The organism is Streptomyces saintjeani, assembly GCF_055409605.1.
In genome coordinates this window covers 4,182,339-4,205,419 of record NZ_CP189624.1, presented here as the reverse complement: position 1 = coordinate 4,205,419, position 23,081 = coordinate 4,182,339, and the positions used below count along the sequence as shown (strand labels likewise).

Below are 23,081 nucleotides of genomic sequence, written 5' to 3'. Positions count from 1 at the left end.
GGCCTCAGCCGGTCAGCACCTCCAGTTCGGCGGCGATGTTGCGCCGCGCGTCCGCCTCCCAGCGCTCCTGGCCGTACGGCGTCCTGAACAGCCTTTCCATGCCGAGGAGTTGACGCAGAATGTCGGCCCGCCCGGCCCGGAACGCGTCCTCGGGAACGAAGCCGTACTCCTCCCGGACGGCGGCCGTGTACGCCGTGTACGCGTCCGGCGCCGAGGCCAGGATCGCGAGGTCCGCGTCGCACAGCACCTCGCCGTTGCGGTCCCCGTCGGCCGGGGCGTGCCCCTGGGTGAGCCGTACGAGCCGCGCGACCTCCGCCACGCCCCGCTCCGGCACGCCCGCCTCGGTCAGCGCCCGCTCCGCCAGCCGCGCCGACCGCTCCTCGTTCGTCGACCGCTCCGGGAGGTAGACGGCGTCGTGGAACCAGGCCGCGAGCCGCACCAGATCGGCGTCGTCGGCGTAGCTCTCCAGGAGGTCGACGCGGTCCAGTACCGCCGTGAGGTGCGTGAGGGTGTGATACCTGCGCTGGGGCTCCTGCCAGCGCCCGATCAGGTTGTCGGCGTACCGGTGGGGCGCGACGGCGCGGGAGTCGTCGGCCCGCGCGGAGAGCAGGGCGGAGAGCCAGCGGGCGTGCAGGGCGTCGAGATCGGCCATGGCTCCATTGTCCCGGCACGCGATGATCCTCTACGCCCTAGGTTGGATGGGTGACCCCTACTTCGGAGCTACCCCGCGACCCCGAACTCCCCGGCCGTCTCCTCACCGCCGAGCGCGACGCTCTCATACCCCTCCTGCGGGCCCGTCCCGACGCCGACTTCGCGCTCCCGACCACGGGCTGTCCGGGCTGGTCCGTGCGCGATGTCCTCGCGCACTGCTCCTCGGCCCTGATCCGCGTGGTGGAGAACCGTTTCGAGGAGGGCGTGTTCTCCCCCGAGGCCAACGATCGCGACATCGCCGACCGCGCCGACTGGCCCACCGGGCGGATCGTCGACGAGCTGGAACGCGGCATGACCGAGGTCGGCCCGCTGCTCGCCGCCTCGACCGGCCGCCTCGACGCCATCGCGCTCGGCGAGTGGATCCACGCGGGCGATGTACGCGAGGCATGGAACGAGCCCGGGGCCTACGCCGGTCCGGCCCTCCCCGAGGCCCTGGCTCTCCTGAGGTACCTCACCCACCACCGCAAACGCATCCCCCTCCAGGCCGACCTCGACGACACGGACGCTCCCGTCGCCTTCGGCCACTCCGACGGCACCCACCCGCCGGCCCGCTACCTCGGCCCGGCGGCGACGCTGGTCCGGCTGTACTCGGGGCGGCCGGTGGAGGGGGCGTCGTACGAGCTGGTGGGGGTGCGGGAGGACGAGCTGAATCTGTTCGCGTAACGTACTCTGATTGGACTAGACCTGTAGGTGTACCCCGCTGGAGGTACCTCCGGAGAGGTACCTCTCGACGAAAGGCCCCGTATGAGCACGCGTCCGCTCCTGGAGGTGATCGCCCTCACCCCCGAGGACGCGGTCGCGGCGCAGTCGGGCGGCGCGGACCGGGTCGAGCTGGTCTCCGAGATGGCGGCGGACGGACTGACCCCGGCGCTCTCGGTGTTCGGCGCGGTCCGCGCGGCCGTGGACATCGATGTCCGCGTGATGCTCAGGGGGTCGGCGGGCTTCGCGGCGGGCGACCTCGGTCGACTCGTGCGCGTGGCAGGGGAGTTCAGGCAGGCCGGTGCGGACCAGTTCGTGCTGGGGTTCCTGGACGCCGAAGGCGCCGTGGACGTGGGCGCGGTGGAGCGGCTCGCCGCCCAACTGGACGGCTGCCGCTGGACGTTCCACCGCGCACTCGACCACGCCGCCGACCGCGAGGCGGTCCGTAAGGCGCTCGCGGGCATGCCGGGCCTGGACACGTACCTCACGGCGGGCTCGCCGGACGGCGTCGAGCGGGGCATGGAGACGCTGCTGGGCGAGGCGGGCCGGTACGAGCAACGCCTCCTGGTCGGCGGCGGGTTGACGCTGGCGCACGTACCGGTCCTGCGCGCGGCCGGGGTCGACGCCTTCCACGTCGGCGGGGCGGTACGGCCGTACGGCTGGGCCGAGCCGGTGGCGCCGGAAGCGGTCCGGACCTGGCGCCGGGCGATCGACCGCGCCTGACGGGGTGCGGAAAGGCCGCTGATGGCCCACGGCAATCAGCGGATCTGCTCCGGCAGTTCATGCCCGTGCACGACAACCAGCCCGGAAACGGCACGAGTCAGCGCGACGTACAGCCGCCGCAGCCCGGTCCGCTCGTCCGGCTCGCCGTCCACCACGGCCTGCGGCTCGTCCAGCACGACGTAGTCGTACTCAAGGCCCTTCGCCAACGAGGCCGGAACCAGGGTGAGCCGGGTCTCGGCCGTGGTCTCCTGGCCGGGGTCGAGGTACGACACCCCGGCCGCCCCCAGCGCCTCCGCGAGCACGGGAATCCGGGCGTCGGCGGCGATGAGCCCGATCGACCCCTCCCGCAGCAGCAACTCACCGCACGCCGCGACGACTTGCTCCACCTCGGAGACCTCGCGCAGCTCGAAGAAGCCGGGGTTCTCACGCACCGACGCGACGGGCGCGAGGCCGGGCGCGATGTGCGGCAGCAGCCGGGACGCGTAGGTGATGACGTCCGTCGGCACCCGGAACCCGGCGGTCAACTCCTCGACCACCGCGTCGGATTTGCCGAGATGGCCGAGCGCCTCCTCCCAACTCCGCGTCGCCCAGGGGGTGGTGCCCTGCGCGAGGTCGCCGAGGACGGTCGCGGAACCGGTCGTGCAGCGCCGTCCCACCGCCCGGTACTGCATGGGGGAGAGGTCCTGCGCCTCGTCGAGGACGACGTGCCCGAGGGAGTGCGTGCGCTCGACGACGTCGGTGGCCTCGTCGATCAACACCGCGTCCGCCGCTGACCACTTGGCCGACTTCACGGACCGTACGGGCGTGGTCCACAGGATCGTCTTCTGCTCCTCGTCGGTGAGGATGCCGGCCGCGTGCTCGGCGAGGAACTCCGGCTCGCAGAGCAGCCGCAGGACCAGTTTCGCCGGATCGACGGGCGGCCAGACCGACTTGACGGCCGCCTTCACCGCGCTGTTGCGGGCCACCGAGTCCTGGACCCGGTCGTCCGGCGCCTCCCCGGCCCGTTCCATCTGGACCAGCACCGCGTGCGCGATCCGCTGCGGCAGGGCCTCGCGCGCCGCGCCGTACCGGATGTCGCGGTCGAGCAACTCCCGCACGATGTCCTCGAGTTCGTACGCGGGCACCCGCCACCGCCGCGATCCGCGCACCACGACCACGGACTCGGTGGGCAGCGTGACGTGCGCGTACACGGCCCGCCGCAGCACCTCGGCCATCCGGGCGTCGCCCTTGACGACGGCGGCGGGAGCCTCGTCCGCGCCGCGCACCTCGACGTGCGCGACGAGGTCGTCCACCGTCGCCTGACGGACCGACAACTCGCCCAGGGCGGGCAGGACTTGCTCGATGTAGTGGAGGAAGGACCGGTTCGGCCCGATGACCAGCGTCCCGGTCCGCGCGAGCCGCTCGCGGTGCGCGTACAGCAGATACGCGACCCGGTGCAGACCGACGGCGGTCTTCCCGGTCCCCGGACCTCCCTGCACGCAGACGCTGCCCGCGAGGCCGCTGCGCACGATCTCGTCCTGCTCGGGCTGGATCGTCGCGACGATGTCCCGCATCGGGCCGACGCGCGGCCGTTCGATCTCCTGCTGGAGCAGCTTGCTGGTGCGTGCCGCCTCCGCCGGGTCGGAGAGGTGCTCGTCCTCGTACGCGGTGAGGTCGCCGCCGGTGTACCCGAACCGGCGCCGCAGCCCGACGTCCATCGGGTCCTTCTTCGACGCCCGGTAGAAGGGCTGCGAGACCGGTGCGCGCCAGTCGATGACCATGGGGTCGCCGTCGGCGTCGTGCACATGCCGACGCCCGATGTAGAACCTCTCACCGTCCGCCCCCTCGGCCTGCTCGGTACCGGGCGCGTGGAGGTAGTCCAGCCGGCCGAAGAACAAGGGGGTATCACTCAGGTCGGCGAGTGCCTTGATGCGCTCCTCGATCTGACGGCCTAGTACCTCGGCGTTAACCCAGTTGGCGGTCACGTCCTTGATGTCCAGCGCCTGCACGTCCTCCCGCATCGCCCGCAGCGCGGTACGGGACGCGGCGAGGTGGGAGCGCTCACGGAACAAGGGATCGTCGACGGGCACAGGCGTGGACAAGAGGATGCCTCCGGGCATGCGTGAGCTGCGGATGGGGTGCGACAGGGGCCGACCGGTTTCCGACCGGACGACGGCACTCCACGAGGGAGGCGGCAAGAGCGGAGAGTGTAGGCGAGGGGACGGTGCGGGGGCCAACGGGTTTTCGCCGCCCGGACCCTCACGGCCGTACGGCACAGACGTACGACTGCCCCGGCCGGGCCCCGGAGGCCGCGTACCGCGACGGTCGTACCCGTCTAACCCTGGAGAGCTCGCAGCGAGTTCAGCAGCGCCGCGCCCCGCTCCGCGTCGTCCACGCTCACCGCGAAGTCACGCCCCTTGGCGCGGACGACCAGGCACTCGCCGCCACGCAGCATCACGGTCGTACCGAGCCCGTTGATCCGGTACCCCCAGCCGCCGGCCTGTGCGGGAGTGCGCTGTTCCATGCGCGCCGACTCGATGTCCGCGACGGACCAGCGGCGCGCGGGCCAGCCGAGAGGGCCGAAGGAGACCTGAAGCCCCTGCTCGCCCACGCGGACCTGTACCGACGCGAAGGTGAAGGAGAGCAGGGAGATGACGCCGAAGCCGATGGCCAGGAGGAGGCCCGGCCGTGGTCCCGTCATACCTCCGAGGGATGCGGCGGCGACCGCGAGGGCCACGAACCCGAGGACCGCCGCGACCGCCTGGAGCGCCGGGCTGGAGAGTCGCGAGAACCACGCAACCCGCCGGCCTTGGGGGAGGTCCATGACAGGCCCGTCGCCCTCTGGCTCTGGAGTACTACGACGTGAGAGCCACACGAGCCCACCCAGCGTGAGAGCCACGACGACCACGCCGACGATCCAGCCGTACGTGGACCCGGCCTCGCGCCAGTCGCGGACGTCCAGATTCGCCCGTACGACGGCCGCCTGCCCACCGACCAGCCCGAGCCCCAGCACCGGCAGCCCGACCCACCCCGCCGTACTACCGCGGGACACCTTCAGAGCCACGTACAGCGAGGCGGCGCAGCCTACCGCCCAGATCAGCGCCGGAAAGGCGACGGTGCCCCAGAACGGCATGGATCCGTCGGCCCTCCCGCTGCCGTCCCAGTGCGTGGCCATCCGGTCCGGCAGCCGCCCGCGCGCGATCAGCGGCAGGGCGACGAGCAGCACGAACACGGCACCGCACCCAACGACCGCACCCCACCCGCGACTTGCGTCGAACCGTCCGCCCGTACTCCGCCCGTTCCCCGTCCGCCCGTTCATGGCGTCTCCCTGATCATCTCGATGAGGTCGTCCCTGCCGTACCCGAGCCGCGCCGCCTCCGCGACCAGCTCATGCACCCGCCCGAGCACCACACCCCGCTGATCCGCTCCCACGGAGACGGTCACCCCCCGGCCTCGCCGGAACTCCAGCACTCCGTCGTCCCGTAGCCCCCGTAGTCCTCTGAGCACAGTGTTCACATTCACCCCCAACGCCTCGGAGATCTCCCGGGCGGGCGGCAGCCGGTCCCCCGGCCCGCACTCCCCCTCGGCAATGGCCCGCCGGACCGCCCACGCCACCTGCTCGTGCAGCGGCCGACTGTCTGTGACGTCCAGTGTCAGCAACATGGTGCTAATGAAGCTAGCACCATTATCTTCTTGTGGACACCCCCGCCAGGGTTCCGGGCACGCCGAAGGCCACGACCGCCGCAGGCGATCGCGTCGTGCTGTCGGAGGAACCCTGAGACCGCCCCCTAATACCCCTGAGAAATCCCGTCCCTCTTGAGTACTACGGAACGGGTGGGAAAGTTGGCTCTGTGGGGTGATGCCCGCTTTACGTCCGGGATCGCACTATGGATGCATGAGCGCAGCGACCTTCACACCAGCCCCGGCCGCCGGTCGCCCGTCAGGTGCGACCCCGATGAGCAGTCCGCACAGGCACCGCCTGGGCGACACCGTGCACGCGATACGCGTGTTCGCCGGTGCCGCTTTCGACGTCATGATCCTCGGAGAGTACGGCGAGGAGGCAGGTGTCCGGCGCCGCGGGTGAGGAGCGCTCAGACGTCCTCGGCCAGCAGCTCGTCCGCGTCGACGATCCGGTAGGCGTACCCCTGCTCCGCCAGGAACCGCTGCCGGTGCGCGGCGAAGTCCTGGTCGATGGTGTCGCGGGCGACGACGGAGTAGAAGTGGGCCTGATGCCCGTCCGCCTTGGGCCGCAGCACCCGCCCGAGCCGCTGGGCCTCCTCCTGGCGCGAGCCGAACGTGCCGGAGACCTGGATGGCGACGGTCGCCTCGGGCAGGTCGATGGAGAAGTTCGCCACCTTCGAGACGACGAGCACGCTGATCTCGCCCTCGCGGAACGCGTCGAAGAGCTTCTCGCGCTGCGCGTTGGAGGTCTCCCCCTTGATCACCGGCGCGTCGAGATGCTCCCCCAGCTCGTCGAGCTGGTCGATGTACTGCCCGATGACGAGGATCTGCTGCCCGGCGAACCGGCGCACGATCGCCTCGGTCACCTTCCGCTTCGTCGCGGTCGTCGCACAGAACCGGTACTTCTCCTCGGCCTCGGCGGTCGCGTACGCGAGCCGCTCGGAGTCGGTGAGATTGACCCGCACCTCGACACAGTCCGCGGGCGCGATGTACCCCTGCGCCTCGATCTCCTTCCACGGCGCGTCGAACCGCTTGGGCCCGATCAGGGAGAACACGTCGGACTCCCGCCCGTCCTCCCGCACCAGCGTCGCCGTCAGCCCGAGCCGCCGCCGCGCCTGAAGATCCGCCGTGAACTTGAAGACCGGCGCGGGCAGCAGATGCACCTCGTCGTAGAGGATCAGCCCCCAGTCCCGCGAGTCGAACAGCTCCAGGTGCGGATACACACCCTTCCGCTTCGTGGTCAGCACCTGGTACGTCGCGATGGTGACCGGCCGGATCTCCTTGCGCGTCCCGCTGTACTCCCCGATCTCGTCCTCGGTCAGCGAGGTCCGCTTCACCAGCTCGTGCTTCCACTGCCGCGCGGAGACGGTGTTGGTGACGAGGATCAGCGTCGTCGACTTGGCCTCGGCCATCGCCCCGGCCCCGACCAGCGTCTTCCCGGCACCGCAGGGCAGGACGACGACGCCGCTGCCCCCGTGCCAGAAGTTCTCGACGGCCTGCTTCTGGTACGGCCGCAGCGCCCACCCGTCCTCGTCGAGCTCGATCGGATGCGCCTCCCCGTCGACGTACCCGGCGAGGTCCTCCGCCGGCCACCCCAGCTTGAGCAGTGTCTGCTTGATCTGTCCCCGCTCCGAGGGGTGCACGATCACGGTGTCCGGATCGATCCGCGCCCCCACCAGCGGCGCGATCCGCTTCGACCGCAGCACCTCCTCCAGCACCGGCCGGTCGGTGCTGGTCAGCACCAGCCCGTGCGCCGGGTGCTTGCTGAGCGTCAGCCGCCCGTACCGGTCCATCGTCTCGGCGATGTCGACGAGCAGCGCGTGCGGCACCGGATACCGGCTGAACTGCACCAACGCGTCCACGACCTGCTCGGCGTCATGCCCGGCGGCCCGCGCGTTCCACAGCCCCAGCGGCGTCACCCGATACGTATGGATGTGCTCCGGCGCCCGCTCCAGCTCGGCGAACGGCGCGATCACCCGACGGCACGCATCGGCCTGCTCGTGATCGACTTCGAGCAGCAGTGTCTTGTCGGACTGGACGATGAGAGGACCGTTCACGTACGTGGATCCCTTCCGCACGGGGCAAACGTCCAGTGTGCCTCATCCGGGCGTGATCTTGCCGGGTGAGCGGCCGGCTACTCCTCCGCCAGCTCCGCCACCCCCGTGATCCGGTGCAGGGGGTACGTCCGGACCTCGTCCGCCGTGTGGTCGTACGCCGTGACGAAGCCGCCCTCGACGCGGAGGGGGGCGATGACGCGCTGGGAGGCGGCGCCCTCGGCGTTGACGTAGCCGATCCAGAGGGGCTCGTTCGTGAGGACGGCGGCCTGGACGGTGGCGAGGGTATCGGCGGGGGACGTGCGCGGTAGCTCTCCGGAGGTAGTGCGGGAGGACTCAGGGGTGGGTTTGCGCGGGGTGGTCGACGCCAGGTCGCCCGCCCGGATCGCGCGGACCGCCGCCGAGAGGAGCGTGACGTCCGGGACCGGGGGGCCGTCGGGGACCGGCTCCGGAGGGGTACGGGGTGGAGTCCGGTGCGCGTCGGCCCGGTGGATCAGGACGTCGCCGTCGGCGGACTCGGCCGCCGGGGCGTAACCCATCGTGCGCAGGACGTCGAGCAGCGTCGCCGGGTCGGCCTGGGACGCGAGGACCGTGGGCGCCAGACGGCGCAGGCGCAGGCCGGCCGAGCGCTTGTCCGCGACGATCTCGTTCAGCAGCGCGTCGTCGTCGCAGCGTACGTACGCCGACGCCGCGCCGACCCTCAAGTGGCCGTGCCTGCGGGCCACATCGTCGATCAGGTACGCCAACGGCTGTGGCACCGGCGTCCGCGAGTGCGCCGTCAGGAACGCCTGGAGATCGGAGGCCGTACGACCGGCGTCCAGCGCCCGGCGCACCGAGGCCGGCGTGAACCGGTACACCGTCGCGCCGCCCTTCGACTCGACGTCCGCGAGCACGCCGAGCGTGTCCGCGAGCGGCCGTTGCAGGGGGCCGGGGGCGACGGCCGTCAGGTCGGCCTGAAGGAGGACGTGGTCGAGGGGCTCGGGCAGGAGGGGGGCGAGCAGGCGGGCGGCAGCGGCGGTCGCCACGGCCTGCTCCGTGGGGGACAGGGGTAGTACTACGGGGTGATGCGGGGGGCGGTGGTGTACGGGGAGCTTGTCGCCCGCGTCGGCGGGGTCCACACCGGAAACCGGAGCCGCGCCTTCGCCGTCACCGGAAACTGGGCCGCTGCCGCTGCCGCTGCCGCTGCCGCTGCCGGATACGGTCAGCCGCTCGCCGCCTCCCGCCTCGGCCGCCGACCGCCCGCTCCCGGCACCCGCCCCGCCCCTGCCGCCCGCCCCGATCCCCAGCAACGCCCGCCCCTGCCCCGAGAGCGCCCCCCTACCCGTCATACCCAAGGACTCCGCCTCGCCCAGCGTCCACTGCGCGAGCCGGGTCCGCAGATCCCCCTCGCCGCGCTCCGGCCCCCGCAAGGGCCGTTCCCAGCGCAGCCGGGCCAGCAGCGTTTCGGAGCTGGGCGCGGTCCCCTCCGGAAGCTCCCCCAGAAGAGCCAGCACCCGGTGTCGTACCTCAGGGGCAGCCGAACGATCCAGCCCGGGACCGAGCGCCGAGAGCGTACGGTCCTTCCCGTCCCGCCCGCCGACCAGCCCCGGCGTCCGGGTCGCCGACAGCCACGCCTCCGCGAGCCGCGCCCACCGCTCCGCCGCCGGACGCTCCCGCCACTCGTCGTACTCGGGCGTCGCCGCGTACCGCTCGTCGGCCTCGCCGTCGGACGCCAACAGTCCGGCGGCGTAGGCGAGTTCGACCCAGAACGCGGCGACCGGCTCCGACACGTCGAGGGCGACGGCGGTCCGCTTGAGGTCGCGGACGCTGAGGCCGCCGGAGCGTAGTACCGCGGGACCACCCTCGTCCCAGTCCTTGAGGAGCTCCTCGACGGTCGCGAGCGCCGTGTACGCCTGCCCGGCCGCCGTCGCGTCCACAAGCTGTGGACGGTGAACTCCCGCCGCCTCCACGGCCGGTGGCCACGGCTCGACCTCCCGGTGCGCGCGCCCGGCCCGCAGGTGCAGCGCCACCTCCCGGGGCAGGACGACCGTCCCCGGCGCCGTCGGCAGCAGCAGCCCCCGGTCCAGCAACCACCGCAGCCGCGCCGCCGGTTCGGCCGTGACCTGCCCGTACGGCGGCCCCCACACCAGCCGGTCCAGCACCTCAAGGGACTCCGCCGGAGCCTTCGCGAGCAGCGCCTTCAGCCTGCGGCGGCTGGAGAACAGCGCCGTGAGCGCCGCGACCGCGCTCACCGAGTCGTGCGTCGACGGCAGCCCCACCGCCGCCACGATCGCCTGCACCCGCCCCGGCGACATCCCCGCCGTGGCCTCCTGCACGCTCGGCCCGAGACCTGTGGGGGACGGGTGCTGGGGTGAGGGGGCGAGTAGCTCTCTGGCGGTACGCACCAGCCTCAGCCGCTTGTCGTCCCCCCATACCAGCGCCTGCTCCCGCAGCGTCGCCACCGCGTCGGGCAGCGCCGCCACGACCGCCGGGTCCTTCTCGTCCCCGGCCATCAGACCCAGGAGCTCCTGGTACGACGCCGGCTCCGCCGCGACGGCCAGCGCTTCGGCGGTCTGCAAGGTGAACCGGTCGAGCCGCTCCAGGGCTCGTACGACGGAGGCGCGGGTGCCCGCCCGCGTCGCGAGCTGGGTCAGGTCGGTCGGCACCGGCGTGATGAGGTCCGGCCGGCTGCGCAGCAGGGCGGCGAGGGACCGGTCGTCGCGCGAGCGGAGCGCCTCGGCGAGGGAGCGGGGGGTGCTCATCTGACCCACGGTAGCGGGTACGGCCGGGGTAGGGGCCTTCCGCGAGGGGTTACACCCTGGGAGCCAGGAGGGTTACGCCCCAGGAGCCAGGGGGTTCCGCTCCAGGAGCCGGAGGGTCTCGGCTGTCCCCGTCGTGCCTGCCGTACCCCTCACTCTCAGGTACCCCCCAGTCCCTGCAACTCCAGATCTACTGGACGAAGTCCCCCGCGCGGTAGCTTTTTCCCGTGGGGATCGAGAGCGACCAAGTCGTCTACGAGTACCTGAGCCGCGTCGGAGACGTGGCCCAGCAACAGCAGTTGGCGTCGGGCGACCGGATGCGGCTCGTGTCGGAGCTGCGCAACGAGATCGACCAGCGCCGGGCGAAGGCGTCGGCGGACAGCCCGGCGGCGGTACGGAAGATCATCGCCCGGCTGGGGAGTCCTGACGACGTCGTCGCGGCGGCGGGCAGCGGTGCCGGTACGCCGGACGCGGTCGCCGTACCCGCCCAGCCGGCGTACCCCTCGGGTATCCCGGGACCTGGGAGCTACCAGGGGCCGTCGGCGCCGGCCGTACCCACCGGAACCGCCGACCTCACCGGCTCCGGCGACCCCGTCACCTTCCCCACCCCCCGTACCTCCGACGACCCCCTCCCCGACTGGTGGCTCAAAGGCCCCGTAGGTCTGGAGAGCGGCCTCGACGACGTCCCAGGCTTCGTCGGCGGTGTCGAGATCCCCGAACTCCTCAAGTCCCCGCGCGCCAGGGCGGCGGAGGAGAAGAAGGCGGCGGAGGAGAGGAAGGCGAAGGCCGAGAAGGAGACCCCGGCCGCACCCCCGCCCCCGGCCGGCGAGCAGGCCGAGGCCGCCGGGGACCCCGGCAAGGCCGGACCCCGTCGCCGTCGCCGCCTGATCCCCCTGCCCTCCCGCGACCGGCCCTCCCGCGACCTCCCCTCCCGCAAGTGGAGCAACCCCCTCCTCCTGCTCGCCGCCGCCTCCCTCGTCGCGGGCGCGGTCCTCGGCAACCTCCTTGCTCTGGGCGCCGGTTGGCTCATCGCCTACGCGTCCCGGCGCCTCACCGACCGCGAGACGAAGCTCGCCGTCCTGTGGATCCCGGGCAGCGCGGTGGCGGCGGGGATGGTCTGGCTGTGGGGCCGCGACCAGGGCCGCTGGGGCGAGCCGATCGTCGCCGGGCACATGAACGACGCGGTCTCCGAGACCTGGCCGTGGGTGGTACGGGGAGCGGCCGTCGCGTCGGCCCTGTACCTGGTGTGGCGGTCACAGCGGAACAAGTAGCCGCAAAAGACTGAAGGGCCGCGAAGGGCCACGTAATACCGGAGTCGTAACCGACTAGTACTCAAGGGGTGATCGCGGCGGCTGACACACTCGGAGACATGACCGCACCCGAGTTCGCCCCGGCCCCGGCCCCCACCCTCGCCTCCGCCCCCGTCGTCGGCTTCGACCTCGACATGACCCTCATCGACTCCCGCCCCGGAATCCGCGCCTGCTACCAGGCCCTCGCCGAGCGGACCGGCGTGCACATAGACGCCGACCTCGTGGTCAGCCGGCTCGGACCGCCGGTCGAGGACGAGATGGCCCACTGGTTCCCGGCGGACAAGGCCGTCGAAATGGCCGCGCTCTACCGCAGGTTGTACCCCGCGTACGCCGTGAGCGGGACCCTCGCGCTGCCCGGCGCCCCCGAGGCGATCGAGGCCGTGCACGCGGCGGGCGGTCGCGCCATCGTCGTCACCGCCAAGCACGAGCCCAACGCGAAGCTGCACATGGAGTACCTGAGGCTTACCCCTGACGTGGTAGTCGGTGACCTGTGGGCCGAGCGCAAGGCGGAGGCGCTCAAGGAATACGGCGCCCACGTCTATGTGGGAGATCACGTGGGAGACGTCAGGGGTGCCCGGGCTGCCGGCGCGCTCTCGGTGGGGGTGACCACCGGACCGTGCGGCGCGGAGGAATTGCGCACGGCCGGTGCGGATGTGGTGCTCCCCGATCTCCTCGCGTTCCCGGGGTGGCTTTCGGCCTATCTCGCGGACGCTCCGGAAGCCGCTGATCCCTCCCTCGCCTGACGCCGTCCGGCGGCGATCGAACGCAGTACACCGGCGCCCGCGATGAGGAAGCCGACGCCCATGAGCATGCTCAATCCGAACATGTACGCAGGAAAAGGCGTCGTACCGAGGAACAACGGGGTCACGGTGACGAGAGTGGCCACCGTACCGGCGAAGAACACGATCGCACCGGCGCGGATCAGCCGGTCGCCGGGAGCGGTGGAATTCGTTTGGGTTTTGTCACGCACCGGACCAGGGTAGTTCCCAGCCCGAAGGAACAACCGGGGGACGTCTTGTCACCCGCGCACAGACCATTAGCCTTGGTACCGGCGGGTCATGGTCGACCCGCTGTACTGCTATCCGGGGCCGTTCGCGCGGTGCCAAGGCCGAGGTGCCGACGGTTCCGCGAGCGGTTTTCGGAAGCGGTTTTACGACAGAAGCAGTTTTCCGACGAGTACGAGGACGAGGACAGACGTGCCTACCGGCAAAGTCAAGTGGTTCAACAGCGAGAAGGGCTTCGGCTTTCTCTCCCGCGACGACGGCGGTGACGTCTTCGTTCATTCCTCGGTCCTCCCCGACGGAGTCGAGACACTCAAGCCGGGCCAGCGCGTCGAGTTCGGAGTCGTCGCCGGTCAGCGCGGCGATCAGGCTCTTTCGGTCGTTCTCCTCGATCCGACTCCTTCGGTCGCCGCGGCACAACGCCGTAAGCCGGACGAACTCGCCTCTATCGTCCAGGATCTGACCACGGTCCTGGAGAACATCACGCCGATGCTGGAGAAGGGGCGTTATCCGGACAAGGCTTCCGGCGCGAAGATCGCGGGATTGCTGAGGGCGGTCGCGGACCAGCTCGACGTGTAGGAATCCCCGGGTAACTCTCAGGTATCACGGAAACCGCAGTGCGTCCGGTCCGAGGGGCGGTACCAGCCCCTCGGCCGCCGCCCGCGTGAGCAGCCCCCGTACGGCGGCATACCCCGCCTCCCCGAGATCCGCCGTGAACTCGTTGACGTACAGCCCGATGTGCTGGTCGGCGACGGCGGGGTCCATCTCCTGCGCGTGCTCCATGACGTACGGCCGGGACAGCTCGGGGTCGTCCCAGGCGGCCCGCACCGACGCCCTGATCGAATCGGCCAGCAGCTCCAACCGGTCGGCGCCCAGGGACCGTTGGGCGATGATCGCGCCCAGCGGGATCGGCAGGCCCGTGGTCTCCTCCCAGTGCTCGCCCATGTCCGCGAGCTTGTGCAGCCCGTAGTTCTGGTAGGTGAACCGCGCCTCGTGGATGACGAGTCCCGCGTCGACCTTCCCGTCCCGGACGGCCGGCATGATCTCGTGGAACGGCATCACGACGATCTCCCCGACCCCGCCGGGCACGGTGTCCGCCGCCCAGAGCCGGAACAGCAGGTACGCCGTCGACTTCTCGCTCGGCACCGCGACCGTACGGCCCACGAGGGAGACGCCCGCCTCCCTCGTGAGGACCAGAGGGCCACAACCGCGCCCCAGGGCCCCGCCACAGGGCAGGAGGGCGTAGTCCTCAAGTACGTACGGAAGGACCGCGTACGACACCTTCAGGGCGTCGTACGCGCCCTCCTGGGCCAGCCCGTTGGTGATGTCGATGTCCGCGAACGTCACGTCGAGCGCGGGGGCGCCCGCGATGCGGTCGTGCGCGAGGGCGTCGAAGACGAACGTGTCGTTGGGGCAGGGGGAGTACGCGATCCGCACGGGCCGCTCGGAGGTCATGGGCTGCTCAGAGGTCATGCTTCTTCCAACTCTCCAGAACGGGGGCGAGCTTCCCGAAACCCGCCGTCAGCGACTCCAGCGCGTCCTTGATGCGCCAGGCCGAACGGTCGCGCGGGCCAACGGGGTTGGAGATCGCGCGCAGTTCGAGTACGGGGACGCCGTGGACACCGGCCGCCTCCGCGACGCCGAACCCCTCCATGGCCTCGGCGAGCGCGCCGGGGTGCCGGGTGCGCAGGGCGTCGGCCCGGCTCGCGGTGCCGGTGACCGTCGAGACGGTGAGGACGGTGCCGGTGCGGGCGCCGGTCGCGGCGGCGGCGCGGCGTACGAGGTCCGGGGGCGGGAGGTGGGTGACGGTGCCGAAGCCGAGGTCGGTGACGGGGAGGAACCCGTCGGCGGTCTCCGCACCCAGGTCGGCGGCGGTGATGTGGTCCGCGAGGACCAGGGAGGCTACGGGGGCGTCCGGTGCGAAGCCGCCCGCGATGCCCGCCGAGACGACCACGTCGTACGGGTCCCTCTCCAGTACTGCGGCGGTGAGGGCGGTCGCGGTGGAGGCGGCGGCGAGGGCGGGGCCCACCCCGGCGGCGAGGACGTCATACCTGTGGGGGAGGGGGGTGAGATGGGTGAGGTGGCGGACGGTCACCCCGCCCGGCAGCGTACGGAGTTCGCCGTACGGGTCCGGGAACGCCTGTGCCACCGCGTCCCGTTCGGCCGGGACGGCGGTGGCGACCAGGATGCGGACGGCGGACGTGGTCAGCTGTCCTTCTTCAGGCGGAACGACCACAGACCCGTGACGGCCTGGCTTTCCTTCTTGCCGTCACCCGCCTTGATGGTCACGAGCGTGGAGTCGCCCTGCGCGCCGTACTGGGCGTTGAAGAAGACGCTGCTCGGGATGGTGAGGTACGTCTTGTCGCTGTCCCCGGTGAGCGGCTGGCCGTTCATCAGGATCGTCCAGCGCTTGTCGGCGATGTCGGGGTCCACGCCGAACCGGACGTTGCCCGCGTCGGGGTCGACCTTGATGGACTCGATGTTCTCGTCCTTCAGGCAGGCCGTCAGCTTCGACGTGTCGAGCGTGGAGCTCTCACCGCCGCAGGTGGCCTCCTCGCTGACCGACGACGTGCCGAAGGTGATCGTGGCCCGAGGCGTCGGCTTGTCGCAGGCCGAGAGCACGAGCAGTCCGGCGGACACGGCGCCGGCGGCGGCGACGGCGCGGCGGCGTCGCACAGCAGCGGATTGCTTGGTCATAGGCGGAAGGCTATCGGGCCCGCCCGACGCAGTTCCTACGCGGGGTGCGGCGTGGCTGTGCGTTACGCCACGCGGGGTGCGGGCGGCGGTCCGGGCGGTGGCTCTCAGGTAGGGGTGGCCGGTGGCTCTCAGGTACTAGAGCTCTACTCCACCCGAGCCCGGCCCCCGCCGCCCCCGCTCCCGTGCCGCGCCGCCCCCAGCAACCCCTTCGCCGTGGCCACCAGCCCCACCGCGACCACCCCCGCCGCCACCGACAGCCCCAGCGTCCCGTTCAGCGGCATCACGATCCCCACCGCCCCGCCGAACACCGACGACACCTGGAGCATCGTCTCCGACCGGGCGAACGCCGACGTCCGCACCAACTCCGGTACGTCCCGCTGGATCAGCGCGTCCAGCGACAGCTTGGCCAGCGCCTGCGAGAACCCGGCGACCCCCGCCAGGCAGGCCACCAGGAACGCCCCGAACAGCAGCGCCGCCGTGGCCGTCGCCGCGAGGACCACCGCGACGACCGTCACGACGATCACCTCCGGCGCCCGCGACCGCAGCCACGCCCCCACCGTCGTACCCAGCGCGTTCCCCGCCCCCGCCGCGACGGCGACCATGCCGAGCGAGACGGCGGCGCTCTGCCCCGTGAGGGGGTGCTCGCGCAGCAGGAACGCGAGGAAGAACGTGAGGAACCCCGACAGCCACCGCAGCGCGGCGTTCGCGCCGAGGGCGTGGGTGACGCCGATGCCGACCGTGCGCAGGCCGGGCCGCTTGGCCGACTTGAGCGGCCCGTGCAGGTGGTCCTCGTCGGCGGCGAGGAGCGCGACGTCCTCCCCCTTCGCCGAGTCCACCTTCGGCGGGAGCGTGAACGACAGGAACGTACCGAGGACGAAGATCACGAACGCGCCGTACAGCGGCCACCCGGGCCCGATCTGGTGCAGCCCCGCCGCGATGGGCGCGGCGATCCCCGTGGCCAGGAGTCCCCCCAGGGTGACCCGGGAGTTCGCCTTCACCAGGGACAGACGCGGTGGTAGTAGTCGGGGTACTACCGCAGAACGAACGACGCCGTACGACCTGGAGGCTACGAGTACCCCCAGAGCCGCCGGATACATCTCCAGGCTCCCCGTGGCGACGGCACCCGAAAGTACTAGGGCGAGCAGGGCCCGCGCGAGCATCGCACCGGCCATCGCGGCCCGCCGCCCGTGCGGGAGCCGGTCGAGCAGCGGACCGACGACGGGCGCGAGAACAGTGAACGGCGCCATGGTGATCGCGAGGTAGAGCGCGACCCGCCCACGCGCCTCGTCCGTCGGGACGGAGAAGAAGACGGTGGAGGCGAGCGCGACCGTGATCATCACGTCGCCCGCGCCGTTCACGGCGTGCAGTTCGATGAGTTTGCCGAGGCCCGACTCGCCCGCGCCGTGCGCGTGCGTGGCCTTTCTGATGCCGCGCGCCGTACCGGTGAACGGGAAGTGCAGGGCACGGCCGATCGAGCGGACGGGTCTGCCCAGCCGACCCGAACCGCCGCCTCCTGCCTTCCCCTGCCCGCCGATTCCGGTCGCGCCCTGGGGTGTCCGCGCGGTTGCCACGACGTTCATAGTGCCCCGAGAAAGCGGTGTGTAGTGCGGTTAGCACGCGGACGGGGCGGTAGTTCTCCGGGTTTACCCGGGTAGTCCTCGGCTACGGAAGGGTCGCCCGGGGCGCCGTCGGGGCGCTCCTGGTACTACCCGGGGACTACCTCAGGGTGACGATCCGGGTGTCGTTGTCGATCGACGTGTCCCGTCGGTGTGGGCTGAGCGGCCGTGAACAGGTAGCGTGCGTATCTCAGCCATCCCGCACAATGGATGGCACAGGTGCGCCCGAGCACGATCGGACGCGGACGTCGACGCGGCCCACAGGTCCGCTCCGTCCGTTCCGCGGCCCGAGACACCGCACCCGACAGACGGCGTAGGAGAGAAGCGATACCTGTGAGCGCAGCGACCACGCGAAGCCGCACCCCCGACCGCCTGTGCGCCGAGGCCGTGGACCTCGCACGCACCGCAGCCGAGGAGGCGGCGGCACCCGGAGTCGTCGGTGAGCACGTGGGCCTCGTCTCCGAGGGTGACCGCGTCGTCACCCACTTCTTCGAGTGCAAGGAACTCGGCTACCGGGGCTGGCGCTGGGCGGCGACCGTCGCGCGCGCGTCCCGCGCCAAGACCGTGACGCTCGACGAGGTCGTCATGCTCCCCGGCCCCGACGCGGTCCTCGCGCCCGAGTGGGTGCCGTGGAGCGAGCGCCTGCGCCCCGGCGACCTCGGCCCCGGCGACCTCCTGCCGACCGACGCGGACGACGACCGCCTGGAGTCCGGGTACGCCGACGACCGCCTCGCCCTCGGCGACTCCGGCGACGACGAGCCCGAGCCGGAACTCACCGCCGCCGCGTCCGCCGACACCGAGGACACGCCCGACCTCGCCATGCCGCCCACCCGCGGCACGATCGCCGCCGTCGCCGACGAACTCGGTCTGCGCCGCGCCCGCGTCCTGTCCCGCTACGGCCTCCACATCGCCGCCGACCGCTGGGAGGAGGCGTTCGGCGCACAGACCCCGATGGCGCAGGCCGCCCCCGCGACCTGCGTGAGCTGCGGTTTCCTCACGCCGATCGGCGGCAGCCTCGGCCAGGCGTTCGGCGTCTGCGCGAACGAGTTCTCGCCCGCCGACGGCCGCGTCGTCTCCCTCACGTACGGGTGCGGCGGCCACTCCGAGGCGGCGGTCATGCCCGCGCCGGCGCGGCCCGCTCTGCCGGTGGTCGACGAGACCCGGGTGGACCCGTTCCCGCTGCGGCCCGCCGCGGATTCGGGGTCGGTGCCGGTGGGGGACGGGGACGAGGAGACGGCTGAGCTGGGGCACTCGTAGCTCTTTCGGCGGAGTACCGGGGAGTGAGTACCTGCGGGGGGCTACCTGAGAGGTAGTACCGGGGAGGGACTCCTTGAGGGGTAGTACCTGAGGGGTCGCACCTGGGAGGTAGTACCTGAGGGTGGCTACCTGCGGGGGACTACCCGGGTACTACGCGCTCGGGCGGTCGGCAGTCCAGGCAGAGGGTGCCTGGGGGTGTGGGGCGGCGGTAGGGGCGCTCGCACTCGGGGCAGGCGGTGGGGTTTCGGAGACCCCGGGGGAGTACGGGGTGTACGGGTACGAGGCTGTCGGCGCCGGTCGCCGGGGGCGCGTCCGGCGCGGGGTACACGGGTAGTACCGGGCGCCCTGGGCCGAAGTACGGGACAGGTGGGAGCTGGGCCGTCAGTCGGTGGGCCACGAAGGCTGCCGGGCGGTAGAGGGGGTCCAGCGGGAGGTTCTCGGTCAGGGCTCGGCGGACTGTTCCCGTGGAGACCTCGCGTTCCAGCCAGGCGGCGACGCCGGGGGAGAGGTGGGCGATGTCGGTGGCGGAGAGGTAGAGGCGGGGGTCGTGGCGGCGGAGGTCGGCTAGGACTTCGGAGGCTTTCTGGAAGATGCCGGGGGTTGTGCAGGAGGGTTGGGGGACTGGGGGGAGGGCTTTCCTGGGGGGTTGCTGTGGGGGGTTGGGGCCGGGGCCCTCGCTGTCGCAGCTTGCGCTGTGGGAGCCCTCGTCGGCGTAACTCCCGCTGTCGTGCCCCCCGTTGTCGCGCCCCTCGCTGTCACTGTCGCGGTCCCGGTTGGCGTGGCTTCGCGTGCTGTGGCTGTGCGTGTCGTGGGCCCGGCTGTCGTGCTCCCCGGTGCGGTCGCCTTCGGGGCCGGAGTTCCTGGGGGTGTGGCTCTTGCCCTTCTGGGCAGGCATGTTGGTGCGGCCCGGGTGGTTGCAGGAGACGGTTCGCGTGATGATCCGGCCGCCCTGGACCTGCTCGGGCGTACGGCGCAGGTAGCCGTGGTGCTCCAACTCCCGTAGCCCCGCCGAGATGCGGTCCACGCCCTCGGGGAAACGTCCGGCGAGGGACTTGATGGAGATGCAGGCGCCTGCGGGCAGCGACTGGATGTGGACGCCGAGTCCGATCGCGAGCAGCGACAGGTCGGGGTGCTGGGCGAGGTGGTTGCCGATCACCGTGAAGCGTGCGGTGTGGCGGGTGTTGTCGTGAACCAGACCTGCGTGCGGGTGACGCCGGTTCGGGTGTTTCCCGTCACGGGGACGGGACTGGGTACGCGGGGACGCGTTAATGTCTTGGGTATCCATCGGGAAGGTCCATTCTTCCTTGGTGGTGAGGCCCTCGCATTGGGATGCCAGTCCCGGCGGGGGCCGTTGATTTTCTGAACGTGTGAGGCAGAGCGTAAGGCATACAACCCGCCCCAGATCAAGTCCGGTTGGCGAACGTCACTCACTGGAGTGACCCCAGCTCCCGCTCGCCGGGCGCGGGCGGGAGGGGTGGGGTTTGGCGGGTTCCTTTTCCCTCAGTGTTCCTTTTGGAAGGGTCCGGCCACACCGGTGCACGGAAACCCGGGCCCCGGCGAACCCAACGCGACCTCGGCCCACACGGTCTTGCGCGGGGTCGACCCCTCGGTGACGCCCCACGCGGTGCTCAGTGCGTGCACGAGGGCGAGCCCGTACCCCGACTCGGCGTCGGGCCCGGCGAGTTGAGGTTGGGGGAGCCGGTCCGTACGGGTGTCGGAGACCTCGATACGGAGGGTGCCGCCGAGGTTCTGGAGGAGCAGCAGGAAGTCCCGCCCGGGTACGCGGCCGTGCTGGACGGTGAAGTGGGTGGCGGGGGGGTGCCTCTATGTCCTTCGTCAAGGCACCCCTGTCGGGTTTGCGGTGATTAGGTCTTGCTGGGGTCATGCGGCGAGTTCGACGTCCGCGGGTGTGCGGGGTTCGTAGAAGGTGCCGTCTCGGAGCATGGCGAACAGGACGCTGATGCGTTGGCGGGCGAGGCGGAGGAGTGCCTGGGTGTGGGTCTTGCCGCGGGCGCGTTGCTTGTCGTAGTAGGTGCGGGAGGCCGGGTCGGCGTTCATGCAGGCGAAGGCGGAGAGGAACATGGCGCGTTTGAGCTGGCGGTTTCCTCCGCGGGGCGCGTGTTCGCCGTGGATCGAGGTGCCCGACTGTTTCGTGGTCGGGGCGAGTCCGGCGTAGGAGGCGAGGTGGGCGGCGGTGGGGAAGCTGGTGCCGTCGCCGACGGTGACCAGCAGGACGGCGGCGGTCCTGACGCCGACGCCGGGCATCGACGTCAGGACCGGGGAAAGAGGGTGGGCCTCCAGCAGGGTGTTGATCTGGGCTTCCATCGCCCGGCGCTGTTCGTGGACAGCGGCGAGAGAGCGGGCCAGCGAGGGCACGACGATGTCGAGGGTGCCGGTCCCCGGGACGACGACGGTCTGCTCGTCCAGGGCGTCGAAGACGTCGTCGATCAGCCGCTGGGCCATGCGTGGGGCCTTGGGGCGGATGAGCTCGACGAGTCTGCGGCGGCCGGCCTTGCGCAGTGCGGCCGGGGAGCCGTAGCGCTCCAGCAGCCAGGTGACCGCCTGGTGGTCGAGGCGGGGGCCCAGGACGCGCTCCAGCGACGGGTGGAACTGGGTGAGCAGGCCGCGTATGCGGTTGGAGGTGCGGGTGGCCTCGGCCGCAAGGTCCTGGTCGAAGCCGACGAGGACCGTGAGTTCGGCGGTGATCTCGTCGGTGAGCTCCAGGGAGCGCAGGGTGTGCGGCATGGTCCGGGCCGCATCCGCGATGACCGCGGCGTCCTTGGCATCGGTCTTGGCCTCGCCCGGATACAGGTCGGCGATCCGCCGCATCGCGAGTCCGGGCAGGTAGGCGACCTTGCAGCCCGCGTCCCGGGCGACCGTGAGCGGGAGGGCGCCGATGGAGGCGGGCTGGTCCACGATCACCAGGACGGTGCCGAACTTCGCGGTCAGCTTGTCGAAGACGGCCCGCAGTCTCGGCTCGCTGTTGGGCAGCTGCTTGTCGAGGACCTTCTTCCCGGCCGGGGTCAGCCCATGGCCGTGGTGAGCACTCTTGCCGACGTCCAGGCCGAGGAACACGCCCACGTCTTCGGTGTCGAACATCGCGCCCTTCCAGGGGAGTCGAACGTGCCGGCCTTGGCAGTGGTGTCGTACGCGCGCATCCACGTTATGCAGACCTGCCGCCCGCGAGCTGTCCGGCATTGCGCCGGACCGGGCGGTGGCCGGACCTCTCATCAGCGTCTCCGACGGCACCTTCTGGGCCCGGTGACACCACCCCCCAGGTCATCCATTCGACAGGGGGACACAGTCATGCCGGGCCCGGAGGCCAGCGGCCCTCTTGCAGGACCGCGAAGAAGATAACGGGGGGTGGGTTGGTGGAGTTTCTGAATCACGTCACACAGAGTGGTCGGATTCACTTACCGTTTCAGTGATATCGCCACTGCGTAGAGCGACTGTCCAATCGCTGTCCAACCGTGTCGACGCTGTATAGGTGGGATCCGGGGTAGGTCGCGAGCAGAGGCGTACGACCGAGGGAGCACGGAATGCACGGTGAGGGGCGAGCCGAGGCCGAGGGGGGTGGGCCGGGGTGGGAGGTCGATCCCGAGGACGAGTGGGGCGTCGCCGTACTCGTCTGTGTGGGGCGGCAGTTGAAGCTGTGGCGTGAGGCCGCGGGCATGAAGGTCGTCGACTTCGCCAAGGCGATCGGGTACGGCGAGGACATGGTCTACAAGGTCGAGTCCGGGATGCGGATCCCCCGGCGGCCGTATCTGGACAAGGCCGACAGCGTGTTGGGGGCGGGTGGCCGCGTCTCGGCGATGTGGGACGACGTGGAGAAGGTCAAGTACCGGAAGAATGCCCGGAGTTTGGCGGAGATGGAGACGAAGGCCGTCCAGCTCCTGTCGTACGGCAGCAGACATGTCCACGGCCTGCTCCAGACCGAGGAGTTCGCGAGGGCGCTGATGGAGACGGGGCGCCCCCTGCTCCCGGACGACCGGCTGGAGAAGGCGGTGGCCGGACGCATGGCCAGGCAGCGGATCTTCAGCCGTTCACCGGCACCTGAACTCAGCTTCGTCATCGAGGAGATGGCGCTGCGGCGGCCGGTCGGAGGCGTACGGGTCTGGCGTGGCCAACTCGAACACATCCTGGACGTAGGTCAGTTGCGCAACGTAGAGATCCAAGTACTGCCCACCGCCCGTTGGAACCACCTCGGCAACGGAGGCCGCATCCAGATCCTCAAGTTCGCGGACGGCTCGGCAATCGGCCGCCAGGAGGACGGCGACGGCCGCCCCGTGGACGACCCGAAAAGCCTGATGATCCTCGAAATGAGCTACGGCGCCATTCGCGGCGAGGCTCATTCGGTGAAGGAGTCCCGAGCGTTCATCGAGCAACTGTTGGGAGAGACATGAGCCACAACTCCGCACTCGGCGAAGCCGTTCGACCGGCATGGTTCAAGAGCAGCTACAGCAGCGGCAGCGAGGGCGACTCCTGCGTAGAGGTCGCCAACACCCCCGGCACCATCCACATCCGCGACTCCAAGTACTCCGACTCCAGCCCCCGCCTCGCTGTGACTCCCGCCACTTGGACCGGCTTCCTCGCCTACGCCTCCCAGTGAACGCTG

Annotated in this window: 22 protein-coding genes; 9 read left to right on the top strand and 13 right to left on the bottom strand. The window is 71.3% G+C overall.

Annotation, left to right across the window (positions count from 1 at the left end):
* Positions 1-4 precede the first annotated feature (4 nt).
* A complete protein-coding gene (locus tag ACQCO7_RS18930; protein ID WP_464072966.1) occupies positions 5-652 on the bottom strand; it encodes an HD domain-containing protein in 648 nt (215 codons plus the stop codon).
* Positions 653-702: 50 nt separating this feature from the next.
* On the opposite strand from ACQCO7_RS18930, the gene ACQCO7_RS18925 reads away from it, so the two are divergent.
* Positions 703-1,374, top strand: coding sequence for a maleylpyruvate isomerase family mycothiol-dependent enzyme (locus ACQCO7_RS18925; RefSeq protein WP_464072965.1), 672 nt, complete (start codon positions 703-705; stop codon positions 1,372-1,374).
* Between the two features lie 81 nt (positions 1,375-1,455).
* Positions 1,456-2,133, top strand: coding sequence for a copper homeostasis protein CutC (locus tag ACQCO7_RS18920; protein ID WP_464072964.1), 678 nt, complete (start codon positions 1,456-1,458; stop codon positions 2,131-2,133).
* A 35-nt stretch (positions 2,134-2,168) separates the two neighbouring features.
* Here ACQCO7_RS18920 and ACQCO7_RS18915 read toward each other — a convergent pair whose 3' ends face one another.
* From ACQCO7_RS18915 to ACQCO7_RS18905, 3 genes are all read right to left on the bottom strand, one after another.
* Positions 2,169-4,232, bottom strand: coding sequence for a HelD family protein (locus tag ACQCO7_RS18915; protein ID WP_464072963.1), 2,064 nt, complete (start codon positions 4,230-4,232; stop codon positions 2,169-2,171).
* A 215-nt stretch (positions 4,233-4,447) separates the two neighbouring features.
* Complete coding sequence (locus tag ACQCO7_RS18910; RefSeq protein ID WP_464072962.1) at positions 4,448-5,344, bottom strand: DUF1648 domain-containing protein; 897 nt, start codon at positions 5,342-5,344, stop codon at positions 4,448-4,450.
* Between the two features lie 83 nt (positions 5,345-5,427).
* A complete protein-coding gene (locus ACQCO7_RS18905; protein ID WP_464072961.1) occupies positions 5,428-5,775 on the bottom strand; it encodes a GntR family transcriptional regulator in 348 nt (115 codons plus the stop codon).
* A gap of 232 nt (positions 5,776-6,007) precedes the next feature.
* On the opposite strand from ACQCO7_RS18905, the gene ACQCO7_RS18900 reads away from it, so the two are divergent.
* Positions 6,008-6,196 (top strand): hypothetical protein, encoded by a 189-nt coding sequence (locus tag ACQCO7_RS18900; protein ID WP_409116606.1) that lies wholly within the window; start codon positions 6,008-6,010, stop codon positions 6,194-6,196.
* A 7-nt stretch (positions 6,197-6,203) separates the two neighbouring features.
* On the opposite strand, the gene ACQCO7_RS18895 is transcribed toward ACQCO7_RS18900, so the two are convergent.
* Positions 6,204-7,850, bottom strand: a complete 1,647-nt coding sequence (locus tag ACQCO7_RS18895) for a DNA repair helicase XPB (RefSeq protein WP_464072960.1) — start codon at positions 7,848-7,850, stop codon at positions 6,204-6,206.
* A 77-nt stretch (positions 7,851-7,927) separates the two neighbouring features.
* A complete protein-coding gene (locus ACQCO7_RS18890; RefSeq protein ID WP_464072959.1) occupies positions 7,928-10,588 on the bottom strand; it encodes a helicase-associated domain-containing protein in 2,661 nt (886 codons plus the stop codon).
* A gap of 224 nt (positions 10,589-10,812) precedes the next feature.
* On the opposite strand from ACQCO7_RS18890, the gene ACQCO7_RS18885 reads away from it, so the two are divergent.
* Positions 10,813-11,856, top strand: a complete 1,044-nt coding sequence (locus ACQCO7_RS18885; RefSeq protein ID WP_464072958.1) for a hypothetical protein — start codon at positions 10,813-10,815, stop codon at positions 11,854-11,856.
* A gap of 98 nt (positions 11,857-11,954) precedes the next feature.
* Positions 11,955-12,638, top strand: a complete 684-nt coding sequence (locus ACQCO7_RS18880; RefSeq protein ID WP_464072957.1) for an HAD family hydrolase — start codon at positions 11,955-11,957, stop codon at positions 12,636-12,638.
* On the opposite strand, the gene ACQCO7_RS18875 is transcribed toward ACQCO7_RS18880, so the two are convergent.
* Positions 12,593-12,865, bottom strand: a complete 273-nt coding sequence (locus tag ACQCO7_RS18875) for a hypothetical protein (RefSeq protein WP_075661493.1) — start codon at positions 12,863-12,865, stop codon at positions 12,593-12,595. The genes ACQCO7_RS18880 and ACQCO7_RS18875 overlap by 46 nt on opposite strands.
* A 226-nt stretch (positions 12,866-13,091) precedes the next feature.
* Here ACQCO7_RS18875 and ACQCO7_RS18870 point away from each other — a divergent pair, with 226 nt between their 5' ends.
* A complete protein-coding gene (locus ACQCO7_RS18870) occupies positions 13,092-13,475 on the top strand; it encodes a cold-shock protein (RefSeq protein WP_010351235.1) in 384 nt (127 codons plus the stop codon).
* Positions 13,476-13,499: 24 nt separating this feature from the next.
* Here the strand turns inward: ACQCO7_RS18870 and ACQCO7_RS18865 are convergent, their stop codons facing one another.
* From ACQCO7_RS18865 to ACQCO7_RS18850, 4 genes are all read right to left on the bottom strand, one after another.
* The gene (locus ACQCO7_RS18865) at positions 13,500-14,351 is read right to left on the bottom strand and encodes a 1,4-dihydroxy-6-naphthoate synthase (RefSeq protein ID WP_464077239.1); all 852 of its coding nucleotides are present in this window, start codon (positions 14,349-14,351) and stop codon (positions 13,500-13,502) included.
* Positions 14,352-14,358: 7 nt separating this feature from the next.
* Positions 14,359-15,132, bottom strand: coding sequence for a futalosine hydrolase (locus tag ACQCO7_RS18860; RefSeq protein WP_464072956.1), 774 nt, complete (start codon positions 15,130-15,132; stop codon positions 14,359-14,361).
* The gene (locus ACQCO7_RS18855) at positions 15,102-15,593 is read right to left on the bottom strand and encodes a DUF2771 domain-containing protein (protein ID WP_464072955.1); all 492 of its coding nucleotides are present in this window, start codon (positions 15,591-15,593) and stop codon (positions 15,102-15,104) included. The genes ACQCO7_RS18860 and ACQCO7_RS18855 overlap by 31 nt, the downstream gene beginning before the upstream one ends.
* A 143-nt stretch (positions 15,594-15,736) precedes the next feature.
* Entirely contained in the window at positions 15,737-17,164 is a 1,428-nt protein-coding gene (locus tag ACQCO7_RS18850) for an MFS transporter (RefSeq protein ID WP_464072954.1), read from the bottom strand.
* A 378-nt stretch (positions 17,165-17,542) separates the two neighbouring features.
* On the opposite strand from ACQCO7_RS18850, the gene ACQCO7_RS18845 reads away from it, so the two are divergent.
* The gene (locus ACQCO7_RS18845) at positions 17,543-18,466 is read left to right on the top strand and encodes a DUF3027 domain-containing protein (protein ID WP_464072953.1); all 924 of its coding nucleotides are present in this window, start codon (positions 17,543-17,545) and stop codon (positions 18,464-18,466) included.
* Between the two features lie 139 nt (positions 18,467-18,605).
* Here the strand turns inward: ACQCO7_RS18845 and ACQCO7_RS18840 are convergent, their stop codons facing one another.
* Entirely contained in the window at positions 18,606-19,751 is a 1,146-nt protein-coding gene (locus ACQCO7_RS18840) for a helix-turn-helix domain-containing protein (RefSeq protein ID WP_464072952.1), read from the bottom strand.
* Between the two features lie 596 nt (positions 19,752-20,347).
* Positions 20,348-21,565, bottom strand: coding sequence for an IS110 family RNA-guided transposase (locus ACQCO7_RS18835; protein ID WP_464072951.1), 1,218 nt, complete (start codon positions 21,563-21,565; stop codon positions 20,348-20,350).
* Positions 21,566-22,005: 440 nt separating this feature from the next.
* Between ACQCO7_RS18835 and ACQCO7_RS18830 the strand changes: the two genes are divergently transcribed.
* On the top strand, positions 22,006-22,869 hold the full coding sequence (locus tag ACQCO7_RS18830; RefSeq protein WP_464072950.1) for a helix-turn-helix domain-containing protein: 864 nt from the start codon (positions 22,006-22,008) through the stop codon (positions 22,867-22,869).
* Positions 22,866-23,075, top strand: a complete 210-nt coding sequence (locus ACQCO7_RS18825; protein WP_464072949.1) for a DUF397 domain-containing protein — start codon at positions 22,866-22,868, stop codon at positions 23,073-23,075. The genes ACQCO7_RS18830 and ACQCO7_RS18825 overlap by 4 nt, the downstream gene beginning before the upstream one ends.
* The last annotated feature ends 6 nt before the right edge of the window (positions 23,076-23,081 follow it).

Bases quoted from the DNA above. Each gene is read 5' to 3' on its own strand.
- ACQCO7_RS18835 (WP_464072951.1), bottom strand. From the start codon at position 21,565: ATGTTCGACACCGAAGACGTGGGCGTGTTCCTCGGCCTGGACGTCGGC.
- ACQCO7_RS18920 (WP_464072964.1), top strand. From the start codon at position 1,456: ATGAGCACGCGTCCGCTCCTGGAGGTGATCGCCCTCACCCCCGAGGAC.
- ACQCO7_RS18840 (WP_464072952.1), bottom strand. From the start codon at position 19,751: ATGGATACCCAAGACATTAACGCGTCCCCGCGTACCCAGTCCCGTCCC.
- ACQCO7_RS18880 (WP_464072957.1), top strand. From the start codon at position 11,955: ATGACCGCACCCGAGTTCGCCCCGGCCCCGGCCCCCACCCTCGCCTCC.
- ACQCO7_RS18915 (WP_464072963.1), bottom strand. From the start codon at position 4,232: ATGCCCGGAGGCATCCTCTTGTCCACGCCTGTGCCCGTCGACGATCCC.
- ACQCO7_RS18905 (WP_464072961.1), bottom strand. From the start codon at position 5,775: ATGTTGCTGACACTGGACGTCACAGACAGTCGGCCGCTGCACGAGCAG.
- ACQCO7_RS18855 (WP_464072955.1), bottom strand. From the start codon at position 15,593: ATGACCAAGCAATCCGCTGCTGTGCGACGCCGCCGCGCCGTCGCCGCC.
- ACQCO7_RS18825 (WP_464072949.1), top strand. From the start codon at position 22,866: ATGAGCCACAACTCCGCACTCGGCGAAGCCGTTCGACCGGCATGGTTC.
- ACQCO7_RS18830 (WP_464072950.1), top strand. From the start codon at position 22,006: ATGCACGGTGAGGGGCGAGCCGAGGCCGAGGGGGGTGGGCCGGGGTGG.
- ACQCO7_RS18865 (WP_464077239.1), bottom strand. From the start codon at position 14,351: ATGACCTCCGAGCGGCCCGTGCGGATCGCGTACTCCCCCTGCCCCAAC.
- ACQCO7_RS18890 (WP_464072959.1), bottom strand. From the start codon at position 10,588: ATGAGCACCCCCCGCTCCCTCGCCGAGGCGCTCCGCTCGCGCGACGAC.
- ACQCO7_RS18930 (WP_464072966.1), bottom strand. From the start codon at position 652: ATGGCCGATCTCGACGCCCTGCACGCCCGCTGGCTCTCCGCCCTGCTC.
- ACQCO7_RS18900 (WP_409116606.1), top strand. From the start codon at position 6,008: ATGAGCGCAGCGACCTTCACACCAGCCCCGGCCGCCGGTCGCCCGTCA.